The sequence below is a fragment of the Campylobacter sp. P0109 genome, assembly GCF_002138755.1.
In the GTDB taxonomy this organism is placed as follows: domain Bacteria; phylum Campylobacterota; class Campylobacteria; order Campylobacterales; family Campylobacteraceae; genus Campylobacter; species Campylobacter devanensis.
In genome coordinates this window covers 152,520-167,449 of the sequence record NZ_MJKK01000003.1, presented here as the reverse complement: position 1 = coordinate 167,449, position 14,930 = coordinate 152,520, and the positions used below count along the sequence as shown (strand labels likewise).

The 14,930-nt window shown below is 35.1% G+C and carries 16 protein-coding genes; 6 read left to right on the top strand and 10 right to left on the bottom strand.

What is annotated here, in order from left to right:
• Positions 1-150: 150 nt before the first annotated feature.
• A complete protein-coding gene (locus CIGNP109_RS04620; RefSeq protein ID WP_086224972.1) occupies positions 151-1,542 on the bottom strand; it encodes a cation:dicarboxylate symporter family transporter in 1,392 nt (463 codons plus the stop codon).
• 319 nt (positions 1,543-1,861) lie between these two features.
• Here CIGNP109_RS04620 and CIGNP109_RS04615 point away from each other — a divergent pair, with 319 nt between their 5' ends.
• Genes CIGNP109_RS04615 through CIGNP109_RS04605 form a run of 3 tightly spaced genes read left to right on the top strand, consistent with a single transcriptional unit; the run spans position 1,862 to position 3,870 of the window.
• Positions 1,862-2,275: a DUF1924 domain-containing protein gene (locus CIGNP109_RS04615; protein WP_086224971.1), complete on the top strand. Its 414-nt coding sequence runs from the start codon at positions 1,862-1,864 to the stop codon at positions 2,273-2,275.
• 10 nt (positions 2,276-2,285) lie between these two features.
• Entirely contained in the window at positions 2,286-2,783 is a 498-nt protein-coding gene (locus CIGNP109_RS04610) for a diheme cytochrome c (protein WP_086228378.1), read from the top strand.
• Entirely contained in the window at positions 2,776-3,870 is a 1,095-nt protein-coding gene (locus tag CIGNP109_RS04605; protein WP_180380017.1) for a cytochrome b/b6 domain-containing protein, read from the top strand. Before CIGNP109_RS04610 ends, CIGNP109_RS04605 begins: the two co-directional genes overlap by 8 nt.
• Positions 3,871-3,947: 77 nt before the next feature.
• On the opposite strand, the gene CIGNP109_RS04600 is transcribed toward CIGNP109_RS04605, so the two are convergent.
• From CIGNP109_RS04600 to CIGNP109_RS04560, 9 genes are all read right to left on the bottom strand, one after another.
• Complete coding sequence (locus CIGNP109_RS04600; RefSeq protein WP_086228376.1) at positions 3,948-4,247, bottom strand: hypothetical protein; 300 nt, start codon at positions 4,245-4,247, stop codon at positions 3,948-3,950.
• A 310-nt stretch (positions 4,248-4,557) separates the two neighbouring features.
• Positions 4,558-5,775, bottom strand: coding sequence for a major outer membrane protein (locus CIGNP109_RS04595; protein WP_086226080.1), 1,218 nt, complete (start codon positions 5,773-5,775; stop codon positions 4,558-4,560).
• Between the two features lie 187 nt (positions 5,776-5,962).
• Positions 5,963-6,259 (bottom strand): hypothetical protein, encoded by a 297-nt coding sequence (locus CIGNP109_RS04590; RefSeq protein ID WP_086228375.1) that lies wholly within the window; start codon positions 6,257-6,259, stop codon positions 5,963-5,965.
• 55 nt (positions 6,260-6,314) lie between these two features.
• Positions 6,315-6,932 carry a UPF0323 family lipoprotein gene (locus CIGNP109_RS04585; RefSeq protein ID WP_086228374.1) on the bottom strand — a complete coding sequence of 206 codons (618 nt, stop codon included), beginning with the start codon at positions 6,930-6,932 and terminating at the stop codon, positions 6,315-6,317.
• A gap of 52 nt (positions 6,933-6,984) precedes the next feature.
• Positions 6,985-8,103, bottom strand: a complete 1,119-nt coding sequence (locus CIGNP109_RS04580) for an N-acetyl sugar amidotransferase (protein ID WP_086228420.1) — start codon at positions 8,101-8,103, stop codon at positions 6,985-6,987.
• A gap of 24 nt (positions 8,104-8,127) precedes the next feature.
• Positions 8,128-9,198 carry a chorismate synthase gene (aroC, locus tag CIGNP109_RS04575; protein ID WP_086228373.1) on the bottom strand — a complete coding sequence of 357 codons (1,071 nt, stop codon included), beginning with the start codon at positions 9,196-9,198 and terminating at the stop codon, positions 8,128-8,130.
• 3 nt (positions 9,199-9,201) lie between these two features.
• Positions 9,202-9,879 (bottom strand): ribonuclease III, encoded by a 678-nt coding sequence (rnc, locus tag CIGNP109_RS04570; protein WP_086228372.1) that lies wholly within the window; start codon positions 9,877-9,879, stop codon positions 9,202-9,204.
• A gap of 11 nt (positions 9,880-9,890) precedes the next feature.
• Positions 9,891-10,316, bottom strand: coding sequence for a ribonuclease HI (gene rnhA, locus CIGNP109_RS04565; RefSeq protein WP_086226075.1), 426 nt, complete (start codon positions 10,314-10,316; stop codon positions 9,891-9,893).
• Positions 10,294-11,301 (bottom strand): tetratricopeptide repeat protein, encoded by a 1,008-nt coding sequence (locus CIGNP109_RS04560; RefSeq protein WP_086228371.1) that lies wholly within the window; start codon positions 11,299-11,301, stop codon positions 10,294-10,296. The genes rnhA and CIGNP109_RS04560 overlap by 23 nt, the downstream gene beginning before the upstream one ends.
• A gap of 60 nt (positions 11,302-11,361) precedes the next feature.
• On the opposite strand from CIGNP109_RS04560, the gene dnaG reads away from it, so the two are divergent.
• From dnaG to CIGNP109_RS04545, 3 genes are read left to right on the top strand one after another with little or no spacing between them, the layout of a single operon-like run.
• Positions 11,362-13,008, top strand: coding sequence for a DNA primase (dnaG, locus tag CIGNP109_RS04555; protein WP_086228370.1), 1,647 nt, complete (start codon positions 11,362-11,364; stop codon positions 13,006-13,008).
• On the top strand, positions 13,005-13,988 hold the full coding sequence (locus tag CIGNP109_RS04550; protein WP_086228369.1) for an ATP-binding protein: 984 nt from the start codon (positions 13,005-13,007) through the stop codon (positions 13,986-13,988). Before dnaG ends, CIGNP109_RS04550 begins: the two co-directional genes overlap by 4 nt.
• 9 nt (positions 13,989-13,997) lie before the next feature.
• Positions 13,998-14,831, top strand: coding sequence for a radical SAM/SPASM domain-containing protein (locus CIGNP109_RS04545; RefSeq protein ID WP_180380016.1), 834 nt, complete (start codon positions 13,998-14,000; stop codon positions 14,829-14,831).
• The last annotated feature ends 99 nt before the right edge of the window (positions 14,832-14,930 follow it).

The window sequence follows — 14,930 nt, the reverse complement described above, 5'->3', positions numbered from 1 at the left end:
TGATTTTACTATAGTTTTTTATCATTGTAAGGAGCTTGAAAAGTGTGGTAATTTGTAGCAACAATCAAATATTTTACTTATTTTTATATTAAATCTAAATTTTATATAAATTTTACTGAATTTAGATAATAATATTTAATTTTGCTAAATTTAGGCTCTCTTTTTTATCTCAAGTCTCTCAAAGTCAAACTCATCAGGGTGATTTATAGCATAATTAAACTTATTTCTATCAATTTTTTTATCCCAGATTCCTACGATTAGACAAGCGACTGCGTTGCCACAGAGATTTCCCACCGCACGCATCTCACTCATAAATTTATCAACCCCAAGTAGCACCGTCACAGTCACCACAGGTATGACATCATGCATAGAACCAAGCGTCCCGGCTAACACCACAAATCCAGATCCCGTTACGCCCACAGCGCCTTTACTAGTAACCATCAAAATTAGTAAAATACTAAGCAAATGTGAAAAACTAAGCTCTATATCAAAAGCTTGAGCCAAAAATATAACGCAAGATGATAGATAAATATTTGTACAATCTAGGTTAAAAGAGTAGCCAAAAGGGGTGATTACGCCGACGCAGCCTTTGTGAATTCCGGCACTTTCTAGCTTTTTCATAAGTGGAGCTAAGGCGACTTCGCTTGAGCTAGTAGCGAAGACAACTAGCACTTCTTTTGCGATAAAGCGCATAAATTTAAATATATTTACCTTAGCTAAGTAGCAAATCACGCCAAGCACAACAAAGATAAATATCAAACACGATACTAGCATAGTCCCAAGCAGACTTAGCATACCAATGAGACTCTCAATCCCAAATTTACCGATGAGATAGGCCATCGCACAATACGCCGCTAAAGGGCTAAGCCACATAAAAATACTAAGGATTTTTAGCACCCAGTGTTGGGCTTTTTCAATAGGTTTTATGAAAAAATCTTTAATTTTCTTTGGTGCGAAGCTTAACGCAATTGCTGAAATTAAAGCCATGAAAAGCACTTGAAGTGTATTAGCTTTGATAAATGGGGTGATAACGATACTTAGGGCTAAAAGGGCGTTTTTAAACACACCTAAAACAAAGCCAAATCCGCTAAGCGTACTTAAATCATCATAGGCAAAAAGCGGAGTTTTTGGCACTGCGTTTGCTAGTATCGACCAGATCGAGCCTACATCTTTTGAGACCCCAGAGAATTTCTCTACGCTACTAGGATCAAAGGAGTTAGCATCTAAATGCATTCCTACGCCAGGCTCTAATAATAGCGAACCTAAAATACCAACAGCCAAAGCCACCGTGCTAACTACTTCAAAGTATATAAAGCCCTTTAAACCTATACTTCCAAGGTCTTTCAAGCTCTCTAAACCCACAATGCCAGCAATAATAGTAAGAAAGATAATGGGCCCTACCATCCACTTTAAAATCATGATAAAATAGTCAATTCCAAATTTACTATCAATGCCAATTTGCGGAAAAAAATAACCTACGAAAATACCAAGCACTATTGCTAAAACAACCCAAAATGCAAGATTTTTAAACACTCCAAGCATACTAAAACCTTAAAAAATAGAGAATTCTAGCACAATAAAACTTAAATTTAGCAAGAAATCAAGGTGAATTTCAGATATAACTATATCATCGTAAAAATCAATATCGCATTACAAATCAAAATAATTTATTATCTATTCTTTAAAGCCATAGGCCAATCTCTGTGGTATAATCTGAAATTTCATATGAAATCACCAAAAAATGAGTTTAATAGCAATATTATAAATATTTTTTAGCTAATTTTATAAAAATAAATTTAAATTTAACAACCGCTAAACAATTTAGATTTATAATATTCCCTTATTATTTTAAGGAGAAATTATGAAAAAATTAGCCCTAGTCTGTCTGTGTGCTTATGCGCTCAATGCTACTTCGTTTAATGCACCTATGAGTGAGTATATAACAGAGTTAAAATCCGAGGCTCTAAAGCTAGATCCAAATTTCAAAGATTTTGATGCTTTAAGGGGTGAGAAAATCTTCACAACCAAGCATATAGGCAAAAATTCTCAAGAGCTTTCTTGCCAAAGTTGCCATGGTAACGACCTCAAAAAAGAAGCTACCAATATATTTACTAACAAAATTATCCCACCGCTCTCACCAAGTGTGAATCCATCTAGGCTAAGCGATGTTAAAGAGGTGAAAAAATGGCTAAAAAGAAATTTCAAAGATGTCTATTTAAGAGAGGGAACCGCCATAGAAAAGGGCGATGTCTTATACTATCTAATCAAACAATAAAGGATAAAAAATGAGATTTTTACTATTTGTATTTATAGCGATTTTAAGCTTAGAAGCAAAGGGGCCAGATGTAAGGCCGGTTAATAATGAGCTATATAAAAAAGAGTGTGCCACCTGTCATTACGGCTATCAGCCTGGACTTTTACCGACCCAGTCGTGGGAGTTTATAATGCAAAATTTAGAAAACCACTATGGGAGCGATGCGAGCATTGATGATGAAACGAACAAAAGCATTCTTAGCTATCTTTTGGCAAATGCTAGCCAAAATGCGATGAACTATAAAAGAAGTGCGAAAATCACAAATTCCCTAGAAAACGGCGTTTTATACAAGTCAATAACTGAAATTCCATATCATATCAAAAAGCATAGAAAGATAGAAAAATGGATGATAACGCAAAAAGAGGTCAAAACTCTATCTAACTGCACAGCCTGTCACAAAAAAGCCGATCAAGGTATTTATGGTGATGATAGCGTGAATATACCAAATTATGGGGTTTGGCGTGATTAAAAGCTATATTTGGAGTTTTGCGGCGAGATTTTCTCATCTTGCCTTGATACTTAGCTTTGCTCTTGCTTATGTGTTTAGCGAATTTGATGATTTGGTGTATTTTCACGCTGCTTTTGGTGTGATATTTGGTATGGCGATCGTATTTAGGATAGTTTGGGGATTTGTAGGGACAAAATACTCTAAATTTAGCGATTTTAAATTCCAAGGATTAATTAGCTATTTTGGCTCATTTTTGGGTAAAAAAGAGAGATTTATCGGTCATAATCCCGCTTCAAGTATAGCAATTATCATTATATTGGCCCTTGGATTTGTCTGTGTGCTCTCTGGATTGGTGCTTTATGGCGTGGATAAAAATAGCGGGATTTTCGCTTTTTTATACGATAGTTATGCGAAATTTGAATTTACAAAATCCATCCACGAATTATCAGCAAATACCCTTTTGTTTGTAGCGATTATTCATATTTGTGGGGCTTTGATAGATAAGTTTATACACAAAAATGATTCTGTAAATTCCATGATAACAGGCTATAAGCTCACTCAAAATGATGAGAGTATAAGGGCAAATTTAGCTCAAAAAATATTTTGTTTTGTCTGGATTTTAGCTATTATCGCAATATTTTTATATATCTTTAATAAAGATAATTTTATCTTAAAATCTCACGCTTTAAAGGTAGATTATAGCGCACAAAATGCCATATTTGCCAAAGAGTGCGGTAGCTGCCATATGATATATGCACCATTTTTGTTACCTAAAAAATCATGGGAGATTATGATGGCAAATTTAGAAGATCACTTTGGTGATGATGCTAGTGTAGATGAAGAGACAAACAAAGAGATATTAAATTTCCTAAGATCCAATTCGGCTGAACAAAAAGGCAATAAAACAGCATTTAATATACTAAAATATGCTCAAAACGACCAAAATATCGCCATCACTCAAAATCCATATTGGATAAAAAAGCATAGAAAAATAGATGAAAAAATCTTTTCAAAGAGCGATATCAAATCCAAAGCAAATTGCGCAGCTTGTCATAAGGGGATCGAAAATGGGATAATTAGTGTGATTGAGTATGAAAAGATAAGATAATTTTTTGATTTAATTTAATGCTATAAATCGCCGTTTTGTTCATCTGATAGTGATAAATTTAGAAAATAGATTTTAAACTATTCAACACTTTGGGCTATTTTTTCCATTTTGGCTAGTAGTTTTGAGCGTTCATTATCATCTAAATTTCCATATAAAAGCTGATTCATAGCTTGCATAAAATCAAATGTAGCAAATAATTTAGCATCGTTATTTGCTTCTTTGGTGGCATTTGAGATAGCGGAGCTGGTATCGCTAGACCCATTTTTTATCCCTTCTAAATTTTGTAAAATTTCATCAAATTTGCCACTTTCATCAAATTTGGCTTGATTTGTGGCTATTTTTATTAATTTTGTGGTTAGCTCATTGCCTATTGTCATATTCTAGCCTTGTATTGTGAATTTGCACAAGCAAATTTTAGACCAAATTTCACCATTAATTAGCTTGACTAAGAAGTAAAACAAATTTATTTTTACACTTATTAGAGTTTTGAAAGGTTGTTAAGTCAGTGCGTACTCAAAATTTTCGCCGTCGTTTCATCTATAAGATAAAACGCCTATTGTGAAAATTTTGTCGCAAAGCTGGGCTTAGCTCAGCTGCGAAGTAAGAAATATGGGTCACCCACTTAAGGAAACCACCCTAAAGGGGTCGCATTCGCTGGTTTTGTGCATGTGGGGCTTTGCTATAAAATTAAAAATTATATCTAGCCTCAAATCTTAAATGTTTATAATCTCCTGGATCTGAGTCTCTATTAATATATGAATACCAAGCTTTAAAATTTAGCTTTTTGCTATATTTATAATCCACTCTAGCTACGGTTTCATACTTATTGGTAGTTGAGTTGTTTAGTTTGTGTGTTACTTCGCCAGATACATAATCAGCACCTACTCTTACTTTGTTAGCAAATGTATAGCCAGCTTTTAAAAACCAATGTTTACCTTCGCCAGTTATGAAAGAGTATTCTAGTATATCTTCACCAGCGTCTATAAAACTACCTTGGTCTTCAAATGAGATTAACGACACTTTATCTGTATCAAACCATACATAACCAGCATTCGCATCAAAGCCAAAAGCTTTAGCGCCAGCTTCTATAGCTGCAAATTTAGCATCATCTAAAGGCACCCCTTTTAAACCAAAATTTTCTGCCCACATACTTGAAGTGGCATATTGAGCTTGCAAGCTTAGGTCTATATCAGCTATATTTGTTCCTATTAGTAAATCAGTAGCATATAGTTGAGCTACGCTATCAATAGCGGCATACCATAGTTGGAAGCTAACTAGATCATATGAGCCAATAGCAGCTACACTATAGAGATTTCTATCGGTTACATATTCTGGTTGCTTGTAGTTTTTCTTGCCGATTAAAAAATAATTTGTTAGAATATCACTATCATTTTGAAGGTTATCAAATGCCATACCAGTTAAAGTAAGCCCGTTAATATCGTTATTAAGCACTTTAATACCAGTACCTACCATATCATCAGTAAAGAATGTGCCTAGCACTTGGCGACCAGCTGTGATAGTAGTGTTGCCAGCTTTGTATCCTAGATAGAATTGGCGAACATTGAATGTTTGACCATAATTATCATAGCTAAAGCCTGTATCCTTTGTCCCTACCTGGGTAGCAGCGTTATAATTTTGGCCAGAGTTATCACCGCTATCATATCTAAAGCCGATAACGCCAAAGAAGTTATCATCTAAAGCAGATTGAACATTTATTTCAGATGTAAATCTATGCCTATTAATATCAAGAATATCATATTCACTATCATAGATATCATACCTATATCTTGAATACCCTGATATATCTATATTTTTAATAGTCTCTTCAAGCGTCTTAGCGTTTGATACGCTTGAGATGGTAGCTACGCTTATAATAGCAAATAAGCTTAGTTTGACTAATTTCATTTTTATCTCCATATTTAAATATAAATTTATAAATTGTAACAATTTATCATTTAATATTTACTAAAAATTTGATAAATTATTATCTATTATTTACCAAAATTTAGCAATCTTTATAAGTGATTAGCTTAAATCAATAGCGGCAAAATCACTAAATTTCTTTGCTTATTAGCGGTAAATTTGGGCTATATTAAACGCTTTTTGCGATTTTTTCCATTTTGGCTAGTAGTTTTGACCGTTCATTATCATCTAAATTTCCATATAATAGCTGATTCATCGCCTGCATAAAATCAAATGTAGCAAAGAGTTTGGCATCATTATTTGCCTCTTTGGTGGCATTTGAGATGGCTGAGTTTATATCGCTAGAGTTGTTTTTTATCCCTTCTAAATTTTGTAAAATTTCATCAAATTTGCCACTTTCATCAAATTTGGCTTGATTTGTGGCTATTTTTATTAATTTTGTGGTTAGCTCATTGTCTATTGTCATATTTTAGCCTTGTATTGTGAATTTGCACAACACAAGTAAATTTTAGACCAAAATATCAACCGCCAGTGGCTTGGGTTGAGCCACTTCCGCTTCCACCACCAAAAAATCCGCTTCTAGCGTTGCTACCGGCTTTTGTAGCAGAAGTTGCGGTGGAGGCTTTGTTAAAGCTATTTACACTTCTGTTGTATGTGCTTGGGTTGCTGTATGCGCCTTGGCGTGAGTTTTGGTAGGCTGGGTTATTAAAGAGTTTTGAGCCGATCCAACTACCTATGATCGCACCTGCTGCGCTAGCTAGGATCGCTTCGCCTAGACCTAAGCCACCATTTCCGCTACTTAAATTTGAGTTTGTCAGACCGCTTGTGCCGGCGTCTATTTTGGCGTTTTCTTCTTGAAAAAGTTTGTCTATTTCAGCTTGGCTTAATAATCTTTCACTCATTACGCCATTGGCATCGCTCTCACGCAAAAATACTCTTGTATCATTGCTTGGGAATTCATCTGCTATTTTATAGCTTCCATCGCTTGTTTTTTCTATAAATACGGTTGCGCCTTGTTTTTGGATAGTTTGGGCTGTGTTTGTGCTATCAGACTCGCCACATCCTGCTAAACCAAATGCTATTATAGCGCCCACACCGCTAGCTATGCTTATATCTTTTAATCTTTTGATATGCTTCATCTTTACCCTTTAAATTAAAGTGAAATTATAAAAATATAGATTAAATTCAAATTTAACTTATCCCATATTTTAGTTTATACTCGCCAAATTCATTTTTAGCAAATATATCTTTGTTATAGTGTTTTTCTATAATTTGCCAAAATTTGGATTTGCTAATGCCTATAAAATTACAAAAATCCTCCACGCATCTAGGGTCTAGCGCGTGGTCTCTCTCTTTGACTAGCTTTATTGCTTTATCTCTACTCATCAGTCCATATCTAACCAACCTAGCAGCGTAGTCAGTAGCCATGGCGTGGCCAAATTTAGGATATTTCATCCAAGCATGGACGATATATGCTACGCTATCTACTTGATCGAAATCTTCTACAGTGTGAGCTCTATCCCATTCGCTCTTTAAATCGCTAAAGCCTCTGCTTTTAGCAAAGATATAATTAGAGTATGAATTCCACTTGATAAAATAGCTTAAATATATAGGCTCAAGGCTATCTATATCCAAATTTGAGCTATTTGGGTCATAGAATAGCTGTAGATCTTTAAGGTCTATATCTACGCCACTTAAATCAATATCGCTTGCTACGCCATTTAAAAATATATCTTTAGCGCTTGGAGTCTCTACTGCGTCGCTACCACCATACTCGTAGCTAACATTTTCGCCATATACCAAAAGCGGAGTATTAAATTTCGCCGCCATAGCAAATGGATAACTATATATAAGGCGATCTATATACCATGTTGGTTTGCCGTATTTTTCAAATGTGTAGAGCATTAGGGCTTTTTGGGTTTTGATATTTGGTTTTAAAGATATTATATGACAACCAAATTCTTCGCTTAAATTTCTTAAATTACTCTTACCAGCTTTTGTCATTGTGAAGTTATCCTCAACGCTAAAAAGCACCGGATTCATCCCTAAAACCTCTTTCATGATATGGACTTGAAAGTGGCTATCCTTACCGCCACTTACGGCGATGGCGCAGTCATAGTCATTTTTGCCATTTCGGCCTCTGTGCTTATCGCATAAAGCCTCAAGCTCTTTAAATCTAGATTTGTAATCGATATTTTTCTTATTTTCGTGATTTATACACGCACTACATTTAACTCTTCCATCATCTAAGGTAGTAAATTTAATCCCCGGTCTGCTATCAGGCATAACGCAAAAATCACAATATCGCATTACCCCCCCCCCTAAAATCTCCATTCATCTATATATCCTTTTTAAATTATTTAAATTTGAAGTTGCGTTTAAAAGCAACATATCAGCTATAACTAGCCTTGCCATTGCTGTAGCTACCACGCTCCCACGCACTCCAATACAAGGATCGTGTCTGCCACGCAGCTGGCATATCGTCTCATCGCCATTTAAATTTAGAGTTGGTTGAGCCTTAAAAATACTCGGCGTTGGCTTAAAATAGCTCTTAATCACAATATCGCTTCCATTGCTAATACCGCCTAAAATCCCGCCACAATGATTGGTTATAAAGCCGCTTTTATCCATGTAATCATTATTTTGACTTCCAAGCATATTAGCCACGTTTATCCCATCTCCTATCTCTACACCCTTTACTCCATTTATCCCCATCATAGCACTAGCTAAAGCAGCATCAAGCTTATTATATAGCACTTCGCCTAGTCCAGCAGGGGCGTTTTTGATGATAGTTAAAACACTAGCCCCAAGGCTATCATTTGAATTTTTGGTATTTAATATTAGCTCTTTAGCACTCTCTTCTGTGGCTTCATCAGCCCAAAAAATCTCACTAGAATTCGCAAATTCAAAGTCGATTTTATCAGCTTTTATATCGCCAATTTGCCTTACGCAACTTTGGATATCTATATCAAATTCTCTTAAAAGCAATCCCGCAAACGCCCCGCCAGCAACCCTTGCTACACTCTCTCTAGCGCTACTTCTGCCACCACCCCTATGATCTCTAATCCCAAATTTAGCAAAATATGTATAATCAGCATGCCCTGGGCGAAATAGATCTTTGATATTATCATAATCTTTGGAGTGTTGAGAGGTATTAGCCACTATAAAGCCAATAGGGCAACCGGTGGTAAAACCATCATAAATTCCGCTTAAAATCTCTATCTTATCACTCTCTTTTCTTGAAGTGGCGTATTTGCCACCGGGGCGACGCCTATCAAGCTCACTTTGGATAAAGCTCATATCGACTTTAATACCAGCTGGAATTCCATCTATAACCCCACCTATAGCTACGCCGTGACTTTCGCCAAATGTGCTTAATCTAAATTTAGTCCCAAATGTATTCAATAGCTATCCTTTCATTGAATTTAGTATCTCTAAAGCCTTTAAAGCGCAAGCCTGCTCGGCTGATTTTTTGCTATTTCCTATGGCTCTTGCGATCTCTTTGCCCTCTAATATCACCGCCATTTCAAAGCTCTTTTTATGATCTGGCCCACTTGAGCTTATTAGCTCATATTTTGGTGCTAAGCCTATCTTGGCTTGAGTGAGCTCTTGAAGAGTTGTTTTGTAATCTTTAGTTAGATTTAAGCTGATATCGGGGAAATTTGCTTCTAATAAAGCTATAAATATGCTCTTCACTTTTTCTAATCCACTCTCTAAATATATAGCCCCCATCAAGGCTTCTAAAGCATCGCTTATTAGGCTTTGTTTCTCTCTGCCGCCGTTATTTTCTTCGGCGGTTGAAAGATACAAAAACTCGCCAAGTCTTAGCTCTTTGGCTATCTTAGCAAGGCTATCTTCATTGACTAGTGAGGCTCTTAATTTACTTAGGTCGCCTTCGCTTTTACCTTTAAATTTGTGATATAGATACTCACCTACTATCAAATCCAACACCGCATCACCTAAAAACTCAAGCCGTTCGTTATTAATAGAGCTTTTGATGCTTTTGTGAGTTATGGCCTCTTTTAACAAATTTATATTTTTAAATTTATATTTTAAAAGCTTTTGAATCTCTCTTAGTTTATCCATAATAATCCTTTTTAATCCTTTGTAAGCTTCATCGCTGCATCTTTGGCTAGTTTGTCACATAACTCATTTTGTGGATGGCCGGCGTGGGCTTTGATCCAGTGGGCTTTGACTTTGTGAATTTGAGTTAATCTATCTATCTCTTGCCAAAGTTCTATATTTTTAACATTTTTAAAGCTCTTCTTTTTCCATCCATCTAGCCAAGAGTTAATCCCATTTGCAGCGTAACTACTATCGGTGTAGAGATTGACAATACAAGGCTCTTTTAGGGCTTTTAAGCCATTAATGATGGCCAAAAGCTCCATTTGGTTATTTGTAGTATCTCTTATGGCTCCGCTATCATTTTTGGTATATTTTTCATATTCTAAGATATAGGCCCAGCCGCCATTTCCAGGATTATTTAAGCAACTACCATCGCTAAAAAGAGATACTATTTTCATCGCTCTCCTTTATAACATTTGGGATAATAGCACAACTTCCTAGTCTAGCGCAGTGATTACACCGATAAAAAAATAGCGGATATGAGCCTTTACACTCCTTACAGATATAGTTAAAACTTAAAGTAGCATTAAGGTTATTATCCCTAGCGACCTTTAAAAGATTTAGATTAAAATCAGTGATTTGAGCGTTATTTAACCCCTTAGCGCTATAAAGTTCTTTATACTCATCACCATCTAAAACCACATCATTAAGATACAAAATATCTAGGCAGTGAGCTAAATCTGGCTTTATATTTATTAAATTTACATCCTTGCCATTTATGATAAAAAGCTCTAAAATCATACGACTAACTAGCTTAAAATCATTAGCAAATTTAGCCATTTTAGCAACTTTTTGTTCAAATTCCATTTGGCTATTTTTAAGCTTTAGCGCCTTTGTATAGGCAATCTCTTGGGCGACATCTACGCCTTGTTCTTGTAATGCATCAAGCACTTCTAGGCTCTTATCGTGCAATCTAAGCTTTTCAAATCCAAGCCCAAGGTGGCTAAGCGCATCAATATTTTTAGGACTAATCTTAATAGCTTCTAAAAATACTTCTATAGAGCGCTGCATAAATCCAGCTTTTAAATAGGCCTTGCCTAAATTTAAAAATATTAACTCTTTTTGAGATTTTGTGATTGCTTTTTGAAGGGCGATTAGATAAATGGCTATAGCTTTATTAAACTCTCCGCTTCTAGCAAAAATTCCAGCAAGTGCATTAAGTGAGCCTGAATCAATATCAAGGCGAATTAGCATATTTTGATATTTTTGGTCTAGATTGCTTTGAGATTGAAATTTATTGACAAATTTATCTATGCTATTTTTTTGATCTTTAAGCGAAAAAACTCCCCAAAAATAGCTAAAAATAGCTACCAAAAGAAGCACGCTAAAAAGCACAATAAGTCCAAAAATAGGATCTCTATACTCAATGAAAAAAAAGTCCAAACCAAACTACCTTGCTAAATTTAATGGCGATTATAGCTAAATCAATGTATAATCTCGCTTATGATATCTAAAAATAGTATAGAAAATTTAAAAAATATAGTTGATATTGCTGATGTTGTAGGCAGTTATATACCGCTTAAAAAATCTGGTGCAAATTTTGTATGTGTCTGTCCATTTCATAATGACAAGCATCCATCAATGTCTATAAGTCCTAGCAAAGGGATATATCACTGTTTTTCTTGTAAGGCCGGTGGTGATGCGATTAAGTTTGTAATGGAGTATGAAAAATTAGGATATGTTGAAGCTATTGAAAAATTAGCAAGCATATATAATGTCGCATTAGAATATACAAGCAGCAAAAATGAATCAAAGATAGATAAGAAAATTTTAGAGAATTTAAATTTACACTATAAAACACTTTTATACAAAAATCCTGAAGCTCTAAACTATCTAAAAAGTCGCTCCATCACTGATTCTATCATAGAAAAATGGGAGCTTGGCTGGGCGGCATCTTCGCAAAATACACTAAATTTACTTCAAAATGAAAATATCGAGCCAAAAGAGGCCTTAGAAGTTGGTGCTATAAAAGAGAATGAAAATGGATATTATGCTAGTTTTATCAATCGCATAACATTTCCTATATATAATCATCTTGGGAGTTTAGTAGGCTTTGGCGGTCGCACCATTAGCGATAATCCGGCCAAATATATCAATAGCCCACAAAGCCAAATTTTTGATAAATCTAAGATATTTTACGGATATGACAAGGCTAAAAGCGAGATATATAGATCTCAATCAATGGTGATTTGCGAAGGCTATATGGATTGCATTATGCTACATGCTGCTGGAATAAATAATGCCGTAGCAGTTTTAGGTACAGCCCTTACTCAAAAGCATATACCTTTAATACAGCGTGGAGATATCAAAGTAACTCTAAGTTTTGATAGTGATAGTGCTGGAATTAATGCAGCCTTTAAGAGTGCAAGGCTACTTATGGAGCATCAAATAGATGGTAAGGTAGTATTAATTAGTGGTGGCAAGGATCCAGCCGAACTAGTAGCAAGTGGTAAGGAGATGGAGCTAAGAGATATGCTAAGTAGTGGTGTGGAGCTTGGTGAGTTTTATATAACTCAACTTGTAAAAAATTTAAATCCCAAAACCCCAATAGAGATAGCAAAATCACTAAAAGTTATTCAAGAGTTTAGCTTTGGTTTAAATCCAATTGTAGCTGATGCGTATGTGCCTTTAGTATCTACACTTTTAAGGATCGATCCGGGCTCATTTAGACTAAGTAAGACTACAAAAAGAAGAGATAATTCAAATTTGGCAAAAACTCAAACAAATACTCAAATTCAAAATCTTCCAGTTATAGAAAAAAAGGATATCGCAGAGCTATCAATTTTAAAAAATATGCTTAAAAATCCTGAGTATTGTCAGATTGTAGAGCAGTATTATGGGGTTGAAATTTTTAAAGATAAGGCTACATATAGAGCAGTTATAGGTTCGCAAAGCCAAAATAATGAGCATATAAGAGAGCTAGAGTTAAGCCAAAATTTAGAAGAGTATAAGAGTGTAAATGAGCTTCATAATGCTATTAGGCCACTTGCTATTAGGTATTATGAAGGGCTTTTAAAGGGTGGCGGGCTTAGTATCGAAGAGATTATCGAGTGTAAAAAAAGAATATCAATATTAAAAGGAAAAAGATGAAAAGAAAGTGTTTAGCGCTATTTAGCGGTGGCCTTGATAGTATGCTAGCTATAAAATTAATTACAATGCAAGGTATTGAGGTTCATGCTTTGAATATAGATATAGGATTTGGCTCAGATCCGGTTAAAAATGAGATATTAGCTAGACGCGCAGCTATGGCTGGAGCTAGTTTTGAGAGTGTAAATGTGCGTAGCAAATATCTCCAAGATGTGCTATTTAATCCTAAATTTGGATATGGGAAGCAGTTTAATCCATGTATTGATTGTCATGGATTTATGTTTAGAACGGCTGTTTCTATGCTTGATGATTATAACGCTAGTTTTGTAATTAGTGGAGAAGTCGTAGGCCAAAGACCGATGAGTCAGCGAAATGATGCGATGGTACATGTCAAAAATCTAGCCGATGATAAAGATGATATAGTGCTTAGACCATTATGCGCTAAGCTTTTAAAGCCGACAATGCCAGAGCGTGAAGGCTGGGTAGATAGAGAAAAATTGCTAGGATTAAATGGTCGTGGTAGAAACGCTCAGCTAAATTTGGCTAAAGAGTTTGGATTTGATGAGTTTGAAAGCCCTGGTGGAGGCTGTCCATATACGATGGAGGGCTTTAGTAATAGAATTAGGGATTTTATCAAATTTGATAATAATATGAGTGAAGATGACCTTCAAAGCCTAAGATATGGTAGGCATTTAAGGCTACCAGATGGCGCTAAAATGATAATTGGCAGGGATCAAAATGATAATAATAAGCTTGAAGCTTTAAAGCTTGAAAAGATGGATAGTATAAATTATGATGGAATTATAGGAGCGCATAGTTTTATAGATAAAAATGCAAGTGATTTAGATAGAGCTTTGGCTGCAAAATTAGCAATTAGTTATTGCAAAAGCGAACCAAATGTAGTGTATAAAGCCAAAATAGGTGATAAGATTATAGAAGCTACAAAATGCGACAAGAGTGAAGCTGCAAAATATTTTATCTAGGTTATTTGAGTGGCAAAATTCCAAAAAGTCTATATAGAGATAAGCGATATTTGCGGATGTGAGTGTAGCTTTTGTCCATCTGTAAATTTAGCTAAATTTGGCTCTATGGATTTGGGGCTTTATGAGCGGATTTTGTCACAGATAAGGGGCAAGACAAGGGCTATTTGCCTTCATCTTTTAGGCGATCCATTAGCGAATTTAAATCTAAATCAATATCTAAGCTTAGCTTATGATAATGGCTTTAAAATAGATCTAGTTACAACGGGCAAATACCTTAAAAAGCATGATTTTAGCGCACTTAGCAAGGCTCATCAAATTTCATTTTCTCTAAGTGCCTTTGTGGATAAAAATGCTAAATTTAGCGAAAATTATATAGATGATTTACTAGCTTTTTGCAAATTTACTCAAGAGATAAAAAGTGAAATTTTTATCAATTTTAGAATCCAAAAACATATGATAAATGAGCCTAAATTTGAGATGATTAAGGCTAAATTTGAGCAGTTTTTTGGGGTGAAAATTGGTTGTAATGAGAGTAGAGTTCGCCTAGCTTATAAGATATTTTTGGTTTTTAAAGAGTATTTTGAGTGGAGAGAGCCAAACTCACAAAATCCAAGTAAATATTGCCACGGCCTAATCTCGCAAATCGGCATTAAAAGTAGCGGAATCGTGGTGCCTTGTTGCGTAGATGCTAGCGCTAGGATAAACTTAGGCAATATCGGCCAAAATAGCCTAAATGAGATAGTAAATTCCCCCAAAGCTAAGGCTATAATAGATGGATTTAAACAGGGAAAAGCGATAGAAAATCTATGCCAAAAATGCGAGTATAAAGCGACTTTGGACTAAATATCGCTTATTGTTTTGAAATTTTCAAATCCTAGCAAACTTATCCTTACTCAAGATAAAATTCAAATTATTTAAGCAAATAAAATTTAACTTTTTAAA

Excerpts from the sequence above, each read along its gene's own strand:
- CIGNP109_RS04620 (WP_086224972.1), bottom strand. The coding sequence starts at position 1,542 with ATGCTTGGAGTGTTTAAAAATCTTGCATTTTGGGTTGTTTTAGCAATA.
- CIGNP109_RS04615 (WP_086224971.1), top strand. The coding sequence starts at position 1,862 with ATGAAAAAATTAGCCCTAGTCTGTCTGTGTGCTTATGCGCTCAATGCT.
- CIGNP109_RS04610 (WP_086228378.1), top strand. The coding sequence starts at position 2,286 with ATGAGATTTTTACTATTTGTATTTATAGCGATTTTAAGCTTAGAAGCA.
- CIGNP109_RS04600 (WP_086228376.1), bottom strand. The coding sequence starts at position 4,247 with ATGACAATAGGCAATGAGCTAACCACAAAATTAATAAAAATAGCCACA.
- CIGNP109_RS04595 (WP_086226080.1), bottom strand. The coding sequence starts at position 5,775 with ATGAAATTAGTCAAACTAAGCTTATTTGCTATTATAAGCGTAGCTACC.
- CIGNP109_RS04590 (WP_086228375.1), bottom strand. The coding sequence starts at position 6,259 with ATGACAATAGACAATGAGCTAACCACAAAATTAATAAAAATAGCCACA.
- CIGNP109_RS04585 (WP_086228374.1), bottom strand. The coding sequence starts at position 6,932 with ATGAAGCATATCAAAAGATTAAAAGATATAAGCATAGCTAGCGGTGTG.
- CIGNP109_RS04580 (WP_086228420.1), bottom strand. The coding sequence starts at position 8,103 with ATGCGATATTGTGATTTTTGCGTTATGCCTGATAGCAGACCGGGGATT.
- rnc (WP_086228372.1), bottom strand. The coding sequence starts at position 9,879 with ATGGATAAACTAAGAGAGATTCAAAAGCTTTTAAAATATAAATTTAAA.
- rnhA (WP_086226075.1), bottom strand. The coding sequence starts at position 10,316 with ATGAAAATAGTATCTCTTTTTAGCGATGGTAGTTGCTTAAATAATCCT.
- dnaG (WP_086228370.1), top strand. The coding sequence starts at position 11,362 with ATGATATCTAAAAATAGTATAGAAAATTTAAAAAATATAGTTGATATT.
- CIGNP109_RS04550 (WP_086228369.1), top strand. The coding sequence starts at position 13,005 with ATGAAAAGAAAGTGTTTAGCGCTATTTAGCGGTGGCCTTGATAGTATG.